A 15,797-nucleotide genomic window follows, 5' to 3' on the forward strand; every position below is an offset into this window, starting at 1 on the left:
CTGCGAACCTGTTGACGTGAAGGCCGTTGCATGACTTCTCGCAGTCATCAGGCTGCTACGGCTCCGTGCTTTTCGGCGATTTCGTCGATTCGAGCGGCAAGCAGGAAATCCAGCTCCGTCACGACATCGCCCGCCGTGTGCGTGGTCATGGAGATTCGCAGACAGTCCCACCGGATGTCGATGTCAGGCCGATGTTCCAGCTCAACGGCGGCAAGTGCGATCTCCGCGACGATGCGCATAGCGGTGTCGTAGTCGATCCTGTAGGTCGTGCTGATCTGCTCAGTGGCTCCGGACCAGCCGCTCGACTCCAGGCGTCGAGCGACCTCCTCGGCGGATAGAGGGTCACGAAGACTCACGTCAACCACATCCCATCTCAAAGGCCATCACTACGTGACACCCGCCAGCATCTCAGCCATTTCACGACCTTGTGCAGTATCCACCCAAGCGCCCATACGGGCCGATACGGCGGCCAGTTCAGCCCGCTGGCGGATCGACCCGGTCTGGTGCAGCAGTTCGATCGCCTTCCTGGCCGCGTCCGTTGCCCGCTCGGGCTCGGGAATCGTCGCGAGAGCAGCGGACTGCCGAGCCAGGAAGACTCCGATGTCGCGTCGTGCCGTGACCGGCATGGACGGGAGAATTTGGTCCCAGAGCACGACAGCGTCGGTGGTAAGCCCGAGCCGGCCGTAGCAGGTGGCCCGTTGGATCTCCACGTAGTTGGGCGTTCGGCAGGCATTTCCCCACATGTGATCGTCGTCGATGTCATCGATGATCGCTGCGGCCTGGTCCAAGAGGGCATCGCAGCGGGCACGGTCCGATGCCAGCGCGTATCCATGAGCACCCTGCTGGAGGGCGAGCACCTGGGTTTTCGGCATGAGCTTGCCGCGATCCGACAGGGCCGCCGCCGTGAGGCCGATCACTGCGGCGGCGTCACCGAGGTCGGCGGCCAGCATCGCCTTGTTGGTGAGGGCGTGGCTGACGAGCTGGACATCCTGCGCGCGGTGCGCCATCTCAAGGTTCGCGTTAAGCCACACCGCCGCCCGGCCGGTCATCCCGGCGTCCTGGCACAGCCAGCCGGCGAAGGCGGCGAAGCCCGCACCCAGGCGGAGCAGCTCACGCTGCACTTCACCATCCGCCTGACCTGCGAGTTCGGTTATGGACTGGTATTGAACAGCGACAGTGGCTATCAGGTGGCGAGGCCCGAGGAAGGCATCGGCGGCGTAGTGACTCAGCAACTGGAGGCGGAAGTAGTCCACCAACTCCGGTGCGACATGACGGTGCGGAGAGGCCGGAAAACTGTGGGCGACCGCATCCGGAGTTGCCCGGTGTCCTCCTTCGAACAAGTCGGCCTCGTCCAGGCCGAAGACACGGGCGTACAGCACGGGATAGGGGTCTTTCGGCCGGTGGTTTCCGGCTTCCCAGTCCTTGATCCTGCGGATCAGGGAGTCGCGCTCGGGCAGGCGGACGTCGCCGCTCGCCGCGTCGGCGAGCCGTTTCGCCATCTCCCGTTGGGTCCAGCCGCGCTCACGCCGCTCCTCGCGCAGCCGCGCGGCCCATGGGGGCACCTTCCGGATCATGCCGTGCGCCTCTCCACCGAGAAGTCAGGGGACACTCCGCCGTCCCCCAGTGTCCCCCAACCGCATCTGTTCTGAAGGGGTTACGCAGCGTTGTGATGGGAGGTGATGTGACAGAGAACGGGACCCGCAGGCGCGGTCACGCCGTACGGGTCCCTTGATCAGGAACAGAGGTCCTGACCTGTGAGCAAGATTAGAACCATCCGCGTCCGCTGGGGAGCGGAAGCCCCGCCGTTGCCGCTCGGCTGCCGGTGGTGCGGTCACGCCCCCTACGCCCACCAGGCGCACAGCCTCCCGCACCGCCGCGACCATCTGTGGGAGCAGCCCACGCCCCGGCAGGTGTGCGCCCGGATGGCCGCTCGGCGGCGGCTCGGCCTGTGCGGTCCGATGCCTGCGGCGGTGCCGGTGCGTCCACTGCGGGCCCGCCCGCCCGCCGTTGCCCCGCTCCGGCCGGGGTCTCACACGCGGATGGTGCCGGCTGCCGTCGCCCACGGCCGGGTCCGCCCGCCCGATGTCGTCTCCCCGCTCCAGTGCGAGTCGTACCGGCGGGAGGTCATGGCGTGAGCGCGGCCCTGGAACGGCGCGACGCGCCCGTGGACGCTCCTGTCTCCCCGGCGCCTGTCGCGCCGCCGACCACGGGCGAGCACCCACCCTTGGCGCCGATCGGTGCGCTCGCGGCCTACGTCAGTCGTGCGTTCCCGATCTGGACGATCTGGTGGGCCCATGGCATCTGGTACGCGACCGGCCCGTGCCCGGAACAGGGCTGCGCCTGCTCTCGGACGCTCCACGCTCCTGACCCGGGTGGCCTGTGCCGGCAGCTCGATGAGCAGGAACGGCGTGCGAGGGCGGTTTTGTGAGGGGTCTCAGTCCGGCTCAGCGGGCGGGAGTGGCGTGTGTCCGGTGCGGGCGGGCCTGGCTGGAGGACCTCGCCGCACTGGCCACGTCGTTCAGGCCCGGTGAGCCGTTCATTCATGCCCAGGGCGTGGTCGTCACCCTGGATGAGGAGGGGCGTCCGCTGCTCGCCTGCGCGCGGTGCCCGCCCCGTCATCGGCCGGTGCGGTACTGGCCGGACGGGACCGAGGTCACCCTGTCGATCGAGGCAGCACTCGACCGGATCGTGACCGTGGCACGACACGCTCAGGACAGGCGGCGGCTACACCATGATCTGTGAAAGCGGGATGGCCTGGATGCGGGCAGGGATATCCGTACTCCCCGGATAAATATCATTATCCGGGGAGCATGGATATGATCTCCCCGAATAGCATCCATCCGGGCCGGGGGCTAACCCCGGAAAAACTCCCCGGATAAGAAGAGCAGGGTGCCGGAGATGACCGCAACCGCCGACGACCACGCTGGCAACGTGGTGCCGATCCGGCCCGCCGGCGCCGACCCGGCATCTGCCGCCGCGCTCGCCGCCTTCACCGCGCATCTGGAGCGGTGCGCCCTGGCCGCCAACACCGTCACCGCCTACCGCCGCCAGGCCCTCACCTACCGCGACTGGCTGGCTGGCCATGCCGCCGCGCACGCGGACGCGTTCGTCGACCTGGTCGGCGCCGAGGCCGCGGTCACCGCCTGGCGCCGGCATCTGCTGGCCGGCGGGGCCTCTCCGGCGACGGTCAACCAGGCGCTGGCGGCGGTGACGCTGCTGTATGAACACGGCCCCGGCCTGCGGCTGGCCGTCAAGCGTGCTCGGGTGCCCAAGCCCGGCGCCCCCGACGCGCTGACCCGGGCGCAGGAGAACGCGGTGCGCTGGGCCGCCGACCGGCGCGGCCCCCGCGACGACGCCCTCATCGCGCTCCTGCTCAGCACCGGCGCCCGCGCTGAGGAATGCCAGCGCCTGACCGTGGCCGACGTGCCCATCACCGCGCGCAGCGGCACCGCTCGCCTGCACGGTAAGGGCGACGAGGTCCGCACCGTGCCGCTGCCCCTCCCGGCCCGCGAACGCCTCACCGCCTGGCTGCTGGCCCGCACCGAACTGCTGGTCACCCAGCCCGCTCTCGCCGAGGCGACCGGGGAGGGACTGTGGAGCGGCCAGCGCGGCCGACTGACGGTCGACGGCGTCACCGACGTGGTGCGCGCGACCGGCCAAGCCGCCGGCCTGCCCGGGCTTCGCCCGCACCGGCTACGCCACACCTACGCCACCCGGCTCCGCGAGGCCGGCGCCGACCACGCCCAGATCCAGGCCCTGCTCGGACAGGCCTCCATCGAGTCCACCGCCCGCTACTTCCGCGCCTCCCCTGCTGAGGTCGCCGACCTCATCGACCGCGCCCTCGACTACTGATGATCCGGTGGTCGGTGGCGACTACCGGACTGTTACCGCGCCGGGCCGATACGGCGAACCGGCCAGGTCGCCTCAGCTGTCCCTGACATGCTGGATGTGATCCGCTGGGGTACGCGCAATCTCCACCCGCGTCCAGGGCCACCGGCTGCAGTTGAGCGCCTGGGCCGAGGCGCAGTGCCGGGAGGTGGTCGTGGAGACCTCCAGCACCCGGGTGAAGCGGCTGAAGATGGCTAATCTGCTGGAGCGGATACACGCTGGCGACACCCTGGTCATCTACAAGCCCAACCGGGTGGCGCGCTCCATCACGAAGTTACTGGTCTTTCTCGAAGACAAACTCACCTACCGCGGAGTAAACCTTCAGATCCTGTCTGGAATCTGTGCCGGGGTTCACTGGCCGGCCGGGCAGTCCATAGCCGACAAGCTGTTGTTCATGGTCGCGGAGATGGAACGCGAGATGATCCGCGAACGCACCCTTGACGGCCCTGGCCGCCGCCGCCCAGGGCCGCAAGGGCGGCCAGCTCTCTGCGCTGGACGCCGACACCCTGGCCATCGCCCGCGCCCCCCGCGAGCGCGGGGAATCCATCACCGCCGTCGCCAAGCACCTCGGGGTGAGCCGGTCCACGTTGTATCGGGCCCTGGAAGACGACGACCGGCAGTAGGACGAGCGAGAACGACAATTCTCAAGGGTAGACACCTTCGGGAGCGGAGGGCCGTAAGGCAACGACTGGTCTTGTCTAGTGCCGACCCGGCCGGCAATCGAAAGCGATAAGGGCGTAGCCGAGGGCAGGGCCCCGGCAAGTTTGTGATTTGGTCGGTGTGATCACTTCGGTCCGAGGTTGAACAGGTCAAGGACGCGCTGGTGGTCGTAGCCGTAATCGCGGCGGGCATGGGCGATATTGACATGGCCCGCTCGGCGTAGGGTGCCGGTGGCGAGGTTGCGGAAAGCAGCCAAGGCGCGGGGCAAGGTGGCGGTCCGCGCTTGGCAGGCGTCCTCGGCGAAGGTGACGTCGCGGACGTGATGGACGCCGTTTTCGATGGCCTTCCAGTGGCCGCGGACGTAGGCGGCGAGCTGGGCCGGTCCGGCCTGCCGCGGAGTCAGATCGGTGATGCCGTAGCAGACTTCCTTGCTGTGACGTATGCCGTCCAGGCCACCTCGATGGCGCAGGATGCGAAAGACCTGAGCGGCATGGGGGAAATCGATGTCGCCGGCCGGGGCTGTGCGAAGGATGCGGTGCTCGGTGCGGCCGTGTCCGCGGTCGAACTCGCGGTGGGTGACGGTAATGAAGTTGGCGTCGGGGCCGGTCAGTGCGGTGATGGCGGCGGCGCGCAGAGTGGGCTGATTGGCTTTGACGATCATGACGTAGTGCGCGTGATGGTCGTCGATCAGCAGTCGTGCGGAGGCGCGCTGGGTGTGCAGGGCGTCGGCGGTGATGACAGCGCCGGTCAGTTCGGTGTCGGTGGCCTGACGCAGCAGCGCGTCCAGGGCGCTGATCTCGCTGCTTTTGGCGGGGATCTGGCGTTGTGCGTGGACGGTGGCGTCGAGGTGGGCGGCCAGGCTGATCAAGTGAACGCGGCCGCCGCCGGGGTGGTGGGCACCTTTGAGGCGCTTGCCGTCGACGGCGTAGGCCGGCAATAGGCCCGGCGTCTGCGCGGGAGATCGGCGAGCGGCGCGGCGGGCTTCGCGCTCGGTGCGCCGGCTCACCGGTGCTGGGGCGCGCTCGTGCGGTTCGACGGTGGGCGGCTGGCCGAGGAAGGTTGCCAGGCAGGCGTCGAGTTCGTCACCGTCCAAGCCGGCCAGGACGCGGCGGATGGTGCGTTCGCTGGGCGGCTGGTGCAGGCCGGTGAATGGATCGCGCCAGATGTGCAGGTCGGCCAGGACCTGCTGGGGGGCGTTGTCGGCCCACTGTTCGATCGCGGTCAGGCAGTCGCCGCCCACCGCCACGGTGGCACATGCCACGATCGCCAGGATCGAGGCCAGCGAGTGGCGTCGCCCTCGCGCTGAGCGTGGGTCGGAAATCAGGGCGAACCGGTCGGTGAGCTTCAGCCGGGCGGAAGAATCGGTATCCGTTTGCCCAACTTGCTCGCAGCCGACAGCGTTGATCAGCGATGATGGCGCGACAGGCACGGTTTCCTCATTCGATCAGGCGGCTTTAGACACCTCTGATCTTCGGGAGCCGTGCCTTTCCGTCGTTGCGGGCTTGGTATTTCCTTACCCGCCCCTACTTACGCCGCTGGACGAATACGAACGAATCCGTTCAAAACATCAACTTGCCGGGGCCCTGAGGGCGAAAAAGATGACCACAGGCGGAAAGCGACTACGAACCCTGACACCTACCTAGGCTTCGCTGAATATGTTCCTTGGTAGCTGATCTCAAATGACCACATGCGCCCTGATTCGCTTTCTCCGTATTCCGGAAGGGGATCACCGACCAGTATATGGATTGTACCGTTGGCTACTTTTTTGGTCATCTCTATGGAGCAGTCTCGACATGAAACGCCTCTATCGTCAAGCCTGTCAATCGGGGGACCAGACCACCCATTTAGATAGAAAGGATTCAGAATCGACTTGATGGGAGTCGATCGATTCACATCGGCTTGCATCCACCCACTTCCATTCGGATATTCACAGTCATCGAATTCTTGCAGCTCAATGAGAGCACTTTTGGGAATTAGCTCCACGGCCTCTTTTTTCATGTTCTCATATTGAATTAGTATCTCTTCTTTGCACTCCCTCAAATCCGCGCTTGCATCTTTTGAATTGCATGCTGCGACAAGCGGTGAAAACATAACAACCATTGTTGACATGGCTAAACGAAACGCTGTGTGATTTTTCGAACGCCACATTTCCGTCACGAAATATTCCCCTTAATCGCAGAATATTTAGCCTACTCGTGATGGTCAGGTGTCCGCCAGGTCGCCTCCGGCTATGGCGACCACCTGACCACTGGGGCCGACTTCGACAGGCCTCACCGAACTTTACATGTCCAACTCTCGCAAACGACCAGTTCTGACCGTTAAGCAGCAGACAACCAGATCGGGTCGAGCCGAGAAAAGGACGGATCGCTGGGCTTAAAGTTTCGCATCGGCCTGTCACAGTTCCCAGGATTCCATACCTCGCACGGTATTCCATAACCAGTGCTCCAAATATCTGAAGCGCCCTCGATCTGCCAGAGGTCGTAATGACCCCTATAGCTCTCTCTGCACGGACCCGTAGCACACTGGAAGTCAATTTCTATCTGTTTCAACAGTTTCTTCTGGGCGCTGTCTTGCATAGACCGACTCGGCGCACCCGCAGGCTTGCTGAACGTCATGTCGCCATCCATCTCTGGATCCAACCCACTCGGTTGGACATGTGTACAGTCGACATACACTCCAGCGACTCTCCGCCCGCATAGCTTGGCCCTGGCGATATCGAACACGTAGAGCATCACTAGAGACTCGCCGTGCCTCCTAAGGAGGGTTTGCAACCGCTCCTTGTTCTTCTTGAACCAATCAAAGGCCAATTTGTTGACCTCTTTATCAATCGCGCTATCCTTTCTGCCTCTACTCTTCTTGTCCTCGCTCAGATATGCGAGCTTCTCTTCATTGTACCTTTCATGAATTTCCGCAATTTTTTCGGCTATTTTGACGCTGAGAATAAGAGAGACCATCACTATTCCGACGAAATGCCGGAGTACGTTCCTCGCCTGCGACCCCTTCTTGGTCTTGTTGTCGACGAGTGAGTTTACGTTCCCTCTGGTCAGCTGAATCTGAGCGCAACCTTCAAGACCGATCTCGTTGAAACAAGCGCTCTTTTCTTTCTTATAGACATCACCGTCCATGTTCTCCTGCTCCCATCGTGCCCTCGCCCGCTCCCTTTCCTTCTCCGTTTCCGTCGCCATGGGATCGGGCGGTCGGACGACACCCTTTGCGAACCCGGAGGCGACAACGGGGAATGCGTCTTCTAGAGAAGCATCTTCACGAGACTCCAACAACGACTTGATCACAGGAGGAAGGGCAATCATGTTCCACTCCTTGCCTCCGTTACCACCTACCTGCGGACAGCAGGCGGGGTCGTGACCAGAAGGATCGGGATTGGTCAACGGATTAGCGTTGGCATAGGTATAGCGGTTGGCACGGACGGAGGGGTTAAGGGTGAGGTCCCAGTCGTCACGAGAGGTGAAGGCGCCGATGCCGGGCTGGTACCAGCGGGCGTGCATGTTGACCTTGCCGGTGTCCGGGTCGGTGTACTCACCCTGATAGCCCAAGGAGCGCTTGGTGCCCGTCTGGTGGGTGACCTTGCCGAACGGGTCGTAGGCGACCGAGTCGACCAGAGCGGTGCCGGAGAAGGTCGCGACCACGTCCCCGTGTAGGTCGGATATGACGCCGACCGCGGCAGTGCCGCCTTCTTGCAGGCTGAGCAGGCCGCCGGAGGGATCGCGGCCGTACTTGGCTTGGATGCCGCCGCTGCCGTCGGTGACGGTGACGATGTCGTTTTCTAGGCCGGAGTAGACGAACCGCTGCTGGTCGGCGCCCTTGGTGCGCGAGGTCATCCGGCCCAGCGCGTCGTAGCCGTAGGAGGCCTCGCCGTCGGAGACCATCCGGTCGAAGGCGTCGAAGACGAGATTGCGGGTGGTGCCGGCTTTGGTTTCGGTGGCGGTGGTGCCGCGGGGGGTGTAGGTGTAGTCGGTGCCGCCGCCGGAGATCAGCCGGTTGCGCTCATCGTAGATGAACGTCTCGCTGCCGACCTTGGTCCGGTTACCGGAGTCGTCCCAAGCGTAGTCGGTGACCGCACCGCCGGGGGCGATCCAGGAGGTCAGACGCCCGGAGCGGTCGTAACTGTAGGCGTTGGCGCCTGCCCCGGCGGTGCCCGTGGTGGTCTTGGTGGTGAGGTTGTCGTCCTTGTCCCACCCATAGACGATCTTCGACAGTTCGGTGCCGGTGCTGTTCTTCAGCGTGTGAGATTCGAGCCGGTCGACGGCGTCGTAGGTGTAGATCTGAGAGCCTGCGGGGCTGGCGGAGGTCTGGCTGGTCAGCCGGTCGGCGTTGTCGTAGCCGTAGGTCCAGGTCCGCCCCGTCATCGGGTCACCGGCGGTTTTCAGCCGGCTGGCGTTGTCGTAGGTGTAGGTGGCCGTCCCGGTCGGGTCGATGCGCTGGGTGGGGTTGCCCAGATCGTCGTAGGTGTAGGCGGCGACCTGGTTGGTGGCCTTGGACACCTTGGTCAGCAGGCTGCGGTCGTTGTAGTCCAGGGTGTAGTCGCCGATCGCGGTCACCCGGCCCGCGTCGTCGTAGGTGAAGGTGCGCTCGGGGGTGGCCACCGAGGCGCCGCTGCCGGTCTCCTTGCTCACCTGGTTCAGGTGGTCGAAGGTCCGGTCGGTGCGCACCCCGCCCGGCTGCAGGGTGGCGGTCGCATTGCCGGCGGCGTCGTAGACGGACGTCCAGGTGCGATCGGCGGCGTCGGGGTGGGCGGCGGTGGAAGGTTCGATGACCGATTCGATCAGGCCCAGGGTGTTGTAGGTGGTCCAGGTGGCGTTGCCGCGCCCGTCGGTGAGGCGGGTGCGGGCGCCGGTGGCGTCGTAGCCGAACGTCGAGGTGATCGACTTGTCCGCGGAGACCGGCTCGATCAAAGAGGCCAACCGGCCGGCGGCGTCGAACTTTCGCTGAGTGACGTACCCCTCGCCGGAGGTGGCGCTGATCGGGTTGCCCGCCGGGTCGTAGCCGAAGCCGAACGTGCGAACCATGCCACCGGTCTTGTCGAAGTCCTTAACCGTGATCTTGCGCCCAGCGAGGTCGTATTCGGCCTGGGTGACGTCGCCCAGCGGATCGGTGGCCTTCACCTCCCGGCCCATGAAGTCGTAGCCGATGGTGGATTCGTTGAGGTTCGGGTCGGTGATGGTGGTGACCTGTCCGGCGGCGTTGACCGCATAGCCGGTGGTCTTGTTGCCGGGGGCGACGCTCTTGATGAGGTTGCCGGCCTTGTCATAGGTCAGCGTGGTGGTGAGCACCGCGGTCGTGGGCTTGCGCTCGATCTGCGTGGCGGTGATCGTGCGGCCGAGGTCGTCGTAGGTGGCTTCGCTGCGTGCCCCGGTCGGGTCGATCACCGCGAGCTGCTCACTCAGCAGGTCGTATTCGGCCACCCAGATCCCCCCGGGACCGGAAGGGCCGGGATCGGTGACCCGGACCAGACGCCCCAGCGCGTCGTACTCGACGCTGGTGACGTAACCGCGCGGGTCGGTGGCCTTCGTCTGGCGGCCGGCCGCATCGTAGTCGAAACTGACCTTGGGCGTGATCGGCGGGCCGCCCGGCGGGGTGTAGGACGACGAGATGGCCGAGGTCAGGCGTCCGGCCTTGTCGAACGCCGAAGTGAGAGTGCGTCCTTCAGCGTCGACCGTGTGGGTCGCCAGCCCGGAGGTGTCATAGCCGTACTTCACCGTGGGGCGCCCGTCAGCGGCGGACCCATTCTTTTCGATCTTCACCTGCGGGGCCTTGTTTTCCACCAGCCGGCCCGCGAGGTCGTAGCGCATCGTGGCGGTGAAGTCCTCGGCGACTGCGCCGGAGGCGTTGCCACGCGGATCGGTGACCGCGATCGGCAGGCCGCGGTCGTCATAGACGCTGGTGGCGACCAGGTCGTCGGCGCCGTTCTCCACGGTCTGCTTCGTCACCAGGTTCAAAGCGTTGTAGACATAGGCCGTGGACTCGGTCCGGGTGCTGCCCGCGCCGGTGATGTCCTTTTTCGTGATGTTCCCGGCCGCGTCGTAGGCGTAGGCGGTCTTGCGTTTGAGCTTGGCCGGATCGAACGTGGTGGAGCTCATCTGCCCGGCGGCGTCGTAGACGTATTCGGTGGTGACCTGCTTGTCCCCGCCGGTGACCTGCTTGGTGAGGTGACCAGCCGCATCGTAGGTGTTGTCCTGGAGCACCACATCGTCCGGGGTGGCGGTGGAGCTATTCAGCCGGACGTCATCAGCGATCGTCTGCGAGAGCCGGTTGTCGGTGAAGTAGGTGTAGGAGGTTTTGCGCCCCATCGCGTCGACCTGGGTGGCCAGCCGGCCCGCCGGGTCGTAGGAGCGCGACTCCAGCACCACGTCCTTGGGTGCCTGCGGGCTGACCGGGCTGTCGGTCCAGTCCTTCAGCGTCACGGTGGCCGGCTCGCCGCGCTTGGTGTAGCCGTAGGTGAGCACCGCGCCCATCGGGTCGGTCGTCGATGTTTGAGCGCCGGTGGCATCCCAGGTGGAGCGGACCACACCACCCTCGGGGTCAGTCACCGTCTCCGCCCGGCCGAAGGCGTCATAGGTGTAGATGGTCGTGCGCTCCGGATCGCCGCCAGTCAGGTCGGCCACGGTCGTGGTGAGCGCGTTGCCGTCCGCGTCATAAGTGGAGGTGATCTTGGCGGTGTGGGTGACGCCGGTGATCTCGTTCTTCACCCCGGCGCCGGTCTGCGTGAGCCGTCGCCCGACCCCGTCATAGGTGAACGTCGAAGTCACCCCGTCGGGATTCGCCGTGGAAACCTCGGTGCGGGAAGTCACCCGACCCAGCGCGTCGTAGACGAACGTGACCTTCAGCCCAGACGGGCTGGTCTGCTCGGCCAGGTCACCGGCCGCGCTGTAGCGGTAAGTCGTCTCGTCACCCTTGGGGCTCTTCTGCGACTTGACCAGTCCGGCTGGGGTGATCCCGCCACCGACGGCGGGCTCGGTGCCGTCGGTGTAAGTGGAGGCCGCCGATCGCCCGTTGGGGAAGTCCAAGGTGGCCGGGGTGGTCACCTTCGCCACATCACCGTAGGAGGTGTACTCGGTTGTGGTGGCGTAGGTGTCGTCAGTTGGTGAGGACGATCGGGCATCCCGTGACACGGTGAGTTGATCATTGCGTGGGTCGAACCGGTCGTTCTCATTGACGTAGTAGGAGAAGTAGGTGGCGTCGCAGCTGTCCGCGTCGCGGCAGGTGGTCTGCGAGATCAGGTTGCCCCGATCGTTGAAGGACAGCTGGGTCGAATTGCCGTTGCGGTCGATGACTTTCGCGACGTTGCCGCCGATGTCGTACCCGTAGCTGGTGGTCTTGCTGAGCTGGTCGGTCTCGGACACGACTCGGTGGTTGCGCTGGGCGTCGCTGACGTAGGTCAGGGTGCCGTCGTTGGGGTCGGTGACCACGGCGGTGGCGTGCATGGTGCCGGCGGCGTCGTCATCGCCATAGTACGGGGCGTACTGCAGGGAGCCGAGTTTCCAGGTGCCGGCGTTGTTGTCGGTGTGGGTGAGCAGTCGCCCGCCGTCAGGATCGAAAGTGTTGGACGTCCATATCCGGGCGGAGGGCAGGGTCGCCTTCGTCATCTGCGGTTGCGCCAGCCGGGCGGCGTAATGGATCTGCGCCTCCGCCAGGCCGAGAGGCTTGTCGTAGACGGCTACCTCATCGATGTCCCCGGCGAAGGGGAAGGCGCCCGCGGTGGTGACGGTGGCGGGCCAGGACGGGGAGGCGTAGCCGTACCCGACGCGTGTCTCGCCCTGATCCGAATGGGTGATGTCGCCGCTGAGTGTGCCGACGATCTGCCCGTCCAGGAAAAGGGTCTGAGTGTTTTCCGCTCCGGAGAGCACCACGTTGTGCCAGGCGCCGTTGTTGACCGCGGCGGCCGAGGTGATCGGTTTGATCGTGCCGGTGGCGAACTGGCCGCGCAGCTTGCCGTCGGTGCCGACGTAGATGGCCGGGGTGAACTTGCTCTGCAGGGAGTTCTGGTAGCCGACCACGGTGCCCGAGCCGGTGGTCTTGAACCAGGCCTCGACCGCCAGCAGCTTGCCGCGCCCGTTGATCGCGCCGGAGGGCAGTTGCACGTAGGTGGAGTTGGCGGTGCCGGCGAAGTGCATCGCGCCGTCGCCGCTGCCGGTCAGTGCGCCGGGGCTGGTCTTGCTGACGTTGTAGGAGGCGCCGGCGAGCTTGGCGTCGGCGTCGTCGATGTTCCAGTCGGCCGAGCTCGCCACCTTGTCGCCGAGTTTGGTGGTCGCATCTCCCAGGCGCCAGTAGCCGGTGGGCGCGGCATTCGCGATCACGCTGCGGTAGCGCGAGGCGGCCGTGTAGGCGTAGACGGTGCAGGCGGTGCCCGCTCCTGGCGCGCACACCTTCGTCAGGGCGTCACCCTCATAGGAGTAGATCCAGGTCAGCGGGGCGCCGTCGATGGGATCGGTGGATACGGTGGTTACGTGGGCGCCGGTCCAGGTGAAGGTCAGCGACCGGCCACCAGGCGCGGTGACCTTGGCCAGTTTCCCGTCCGTGCCGTAGGCCAGATCCTGGATGCGGCCCCGGCGGTCACTCACCTTGGTCAGCCGGCCGGTGGTGTCGAACCAGTAGGAGGTGGAGGACTTGTCCATGAGCCGCCAGCCGCCGGTGACATCAGCCAGGGTGGCGTAGGTGCCGGGGGGCGGCGCGTAGGTGCCATCGCTCCTGGCCGCGAAGCGCAACTGGCGGCCATCGGGATAGGTGACCAGCAGCGTGGAGGTGTGCGGCTCGGGTAGCACGCGCATGTCCCAGCGGGTGCTCCAACCCGTACCGAACGCTCCATCGGTGCGAGGGTCGAGACTGTTGTAGGTGCGGTTGACCGACAACGGCAGTCCGGCTGTGGCGACGGTGGCATCGGTGACCGACTGGGTGTAGTTGCCGGTCACCTGGTTGAAGTCACGCCCGTTGGTGCCGGATGCCAGCAGCGAGTTGATGTTGCCCTGCTCTGGTGAGGTGGTGAAGGTCCGCCAGGGCGAGGTAACAGTTGAAGAGCTACTGGAAGCTTGGGCATACCACGAGTAGGTTTCGCCCCACTTCAGCTTGCCGGCGGGTACCTGCCAACTCCATGAGTCACTCCACGACGGAGAACTCTCGCACCAGTCCCACTTTGCCGGGGTGCCCTTGCAGAGCTGAAACCAGTAGGACACCGGCAGGGAGGGATCACCGGATTCGGCGTAGGTCGACAGCGTCGGCTTCAGAGAACCGACCTGGGTGTTGTCCTCCGGCGAGGCCCACTGCCACAGCAGTACCGCTATCTTCAGTGACTGCCACTCCGACCACGGCCCGGTCACCGAGCCGGTCGCGGCGGCCCGCCCTTGGATTCGCCACTGCACTGACCAGCCATCCGACAGTGTCCCCGATGGCACTTGCACGCTCACCTGCGAACCTGAGGGGTTGGCCGCCCCGGTCCCGGCTGACCAGATCAGCCCCGAACCCTGCGTAGGCACGGCCGGATCATGTCGCATCTCGACATTGACCCCCACCGTCCGACCCTCGGGATCGGCCACTTTCGCATACAAGCTCGGCGTCAACGACCACGCCGTCCAGCCGTCCGACGAGGATGTTCCCGGCGCCGCCCACAGGTTCGACACCGATGGCTTGGAGATGTTCACCTTCAGTGACTGCCATGCCGACCATGTTCCGGCTGGTGAGCCGGTCGCGGCGGCCCATCCTTGGATTCGCCACTGCACCGACCAGCCATCCGACAGTGTCCCCGACGGGACCTGCACGCTCACCTGCGAACCTGAGGGGTTAGCCGCCCCGGTCCCGGCCGACCAGATCAGCCCCGAACCCTGCGCGGGCACGGCCGGATCATGTCGCATCTCGACATTGACCCCCACCGTCCGACTATCAGGATCGGTCACCTTCGCAGACAAACTCGGCGTCAACGACGAGGTCACCGACGACACGCTCGGCGTCGCCATCAGGTTCGACACCGATGGCTTGGAGATGTTCACCTTCAGTGACTGCCATGCCGACCATGTTCCGGCTGGTGAGCCGGTCGCGGCGGCCCATCCTTGGATTCGCCACTGCACCGACCAGCCATCCGACAGCTTCCCCGACGGGACCTGCACGCTCACCTGCGAACCTGAGGGGTTAGCCGCCCCGGTCCCGGCCGACCAGATCAGCCCCGAACCCTGCGCGGGCACGGCCGGATCATGTCGCATCTCGACATTGACCCCCACCGTCCGACCCTCGGGATCGGTCACCGTCGCAGACAAGCGCGGCGTCAACGACGACGTTACCCACCCTGACGACGTCGACGTTCCCGGCGCTGCCCATAGGTCTGACACCGTCGGCCCGGACGCAAGGGCCGCGGCGAGTGACGGATTCTCCAGAGAGGAAGACCTTTCCGAAGCGGGCTGCGGCGCGTCCTCGCCGGCGGCTTTCTTGCCTTCTCGGGATCTCTTGCCAGGAAGGGGTGGAGGCGACTTCAAGCCTCCCTTAGCGGGCTCGCCCGTGAACTTATGACGGCGCTCCAAAGGCAGCGCGTCTTTGGGAGGCTTCGGGTCGCGCTTGACCGACTTAAAATCGGTTCCTGTCGCATCCGCTGAAACCAAGGACGGCAAGCCTTCGGCCGAACCGGTCAACTGTTTCGGCGAATCAGGGGCACCTTGAACTGATGTGACAGCCCGTACCGCAGCAGTGACAGGAATGGCCTGGAGCAACAACAGTCCGGGTATCAGCGCCGCAATAACTGCAACTGTCGTCCAGGTCTTCCGACCTATTGAACGAGCCCATGACAAACTGCGGCGCATACGCCGTCACCCTCCGGACCACTCAGCGCGACGGCAAACGCCTTCGCGTTTCTCCACCCCGCACAAGCCCCGGTAGAGCCAGAGCCTCCGGTTCAGAGAACGCCAATCAGCAAACGATCAGAAATTACACATCCACCCCCATGGATGACAAGATCCGCATAAGTAACAAATAAGACAAACGCGATCTTGGAGTGATAAGGATCACTTCTTATGCGCTTGTGTTTATCAACGGAATATGAAGCCCCTGAGTCAGGGGCGCCTGTAGGCCTTGGCTCTGCTCATCGGAACGGCGACAGTGGTGGTGCTATGACCGTCGTATCGCCGGGAACGGGCCCTGGCCCTCTTCGCTGATCACGTCAACTGACCCGTGATGGCGACCATCGGATGAGCTTCCCCGCGCGGCAGGGGAACCCTGGAGCGAATGAGACAGCCGGATGAATACGCCATGGCGGG

The 15,797-nt window shown here is 65.2% G+C and carries 9 protein-coding genes and 1 pseudogene; 5 read left to right on the forward strand and 5 right to left on the reverse strand.

Annotation, left to right across the window (positions count from 1 at the left end):
• Window positions 1-47: 47 nt before the first annotated feature.
• Complete coding sequence (locus OHA77_RS26855; protein ID WP_406312208.1) at window positions 48-356, reverse strand: 4a-hydroxytetrahydrobiopterin dehydratase; 309 nt, start codon at window positions 354-356, stop codon at window positions 48-50.
• A gap of 30 nt (window positions 357-386) precedes the next feature.
• Complete coding sequence (locus OHA77_RS26860) at window positions 387-1,574, reverse strand: hypothetical protein (protein WP_406312209.1); 1,188 nt, start codon at window positions 1,572-1,574, stop codon at window positions 387-389.
• A gap of 180 nt (window positions 1,575-1,754) precedes the next feature.
• On the opposite strand from OHA77_RS26860, the gene OHA77_RS26865 reads away from it, so the two are divergent.
• The 5 genes and pseudogenes from OHA77_RS26865 to OHA77_RS26885 all read left to right on the forward strand — a co-directional run bounded on the left by OHA77_RS26865 (window position 1,755) and on the right by OHA77_RS26885 (window position 4,511).
• On the forward strand, window positions 1,755-2,135 hold the full coding sequence (locus OHA77_RS26865) for a hypothetical protein (protein WP_406312210.1): 381 nt from the start codon (window positions 1,755-1,757) through the stop codon (window positions 2,133-2,135).
• Window positions 2,136-2,424: 289 nt separating this feature from the next.
• On the forward strand, window positions 2,425-2,742 hold the full coding sequence (locus tag OHA77_RS26870) for a hypothetical protein (RefSeq protein ID WP_406312211.1): 318 nt from the start codon (window positions 2,425-2,427) through the stop codon (window positions 2,740-2,742).
• 156 nt (window positions 2,743-2,898) lie between these two features.
• Window positions 2,899-3,852, forward strand: a complete 954-nt coding sequence (locus OHA77_RS26875; protein WP_406312212.1) for a tyrosine-type recombinase/integrase — start codon at window positions 2,899-2,901, stop codon at window positions 3,850-3,852.
• A 190-nt stretch (window positions 3,853-4,042) separates the two neighbouring features.
• Window positions 4,043-4,273, forward strand: a pseudogene (locus OHA77_RS26880) (recombinase family protein); the annotation flags it as partial.
• A gap of 52 nt (window positions 4,274-4,325) precedes the next feature.
• Window positions 4,326-4,511, forward strand: coding sequence for a helix-turn-helix domain-containing protein (locus OHA77_RS26885; RefSeq protein WP_406312213.1), 186 nt, complete (start codon window positions 4,326-4,328; stop codon window positions 4,509-4,511).
• A 161-nt stretch (window positions 4,512-4,672) separates the two neighbouring features.
• Here OHA77_RS26885 and OHA77_RS26890 read toward each other — a convergent pair whose 3' ends face one another.
• From OHA77_RS26890 to OHA77_RS26900, 3 genes are all read right to left on the reverse strand, one after another.
• Window positions 4,673-5,977 carry an ISAs1 family transposase gene (locus OHA77_RS26890; protein WP_406311517.1) on the reverse strand — a complete coding sequence of 435 codons (1,305 nt, stop codon included), beginning with the start codon at window positions 5,975-5,977 and terminating at the stop codon, window positions 4,673-4,675.
• A gap of 206 nt (window positions 5,978-6,183) precedes the next feature.
• Complete coding sequence (locus OHA77_RS26895) at window positions 6,184-6,657, reverse strand: hypothetical protein (protein WP_406312214.1); 474 nt, start codon at window positions 6,655-6,657, stop codon at window positions 6,184-6,186.
• Between the two features lie 209 nt (window positions 6,658-6,866).
• Entirely contained in the window at window positions 6,867-15,344 is an 8,478-nt protein-coding gene (locus OHA77_RS26900) for an RHS repeat-associated core domain-containing protein (RefSeq protein WP_406312215.1), read from the reverse strand.
• Window positions 15,345-15,797: the final 453 nt, after the last annotated feature.

The sequence above is a fragment of the Streptosporangium sp. NBC_01639 genome (genome assembly GCF_045209755.1).
Taxonomy (GTDB): Bacteria; Actinomycetota; Actinomycetes; order Streptosporangiales; family Streptosporangiaceae; genus Streptosporangium.

Coding starts and splice junctions, on each gene's coding strand:
- OHA77_RS26860 (WP_406312209.1), bottom strand. CDS start 1,574: ATGATCCGGAAGGTGCCCCCATGGGCCGCGCGGCTGCGCGAGGAGCGG.
- OHA77_RS26895 (WP_406312214.1), bottom strand. CDS start 6,657: ATGTCAACAATGGTTGTTATGTTTTCACCGCTTGTCGCAGCATGCAAT.
- OHA77_RS26875 (WP_406312212.1), top strand. CDS start 2,899: ATGACCGCAACCGCCGACGACCACGCTGGCAACGTGGTGCCGATCCGG.
- OHA77_RS26900 (WP_406312215.1), bottom strand. CDS start 15,344: ATGCGCCGCAGTTTGTCATGGGCTCGTTCAATAGGTCGGAAGACCTGG.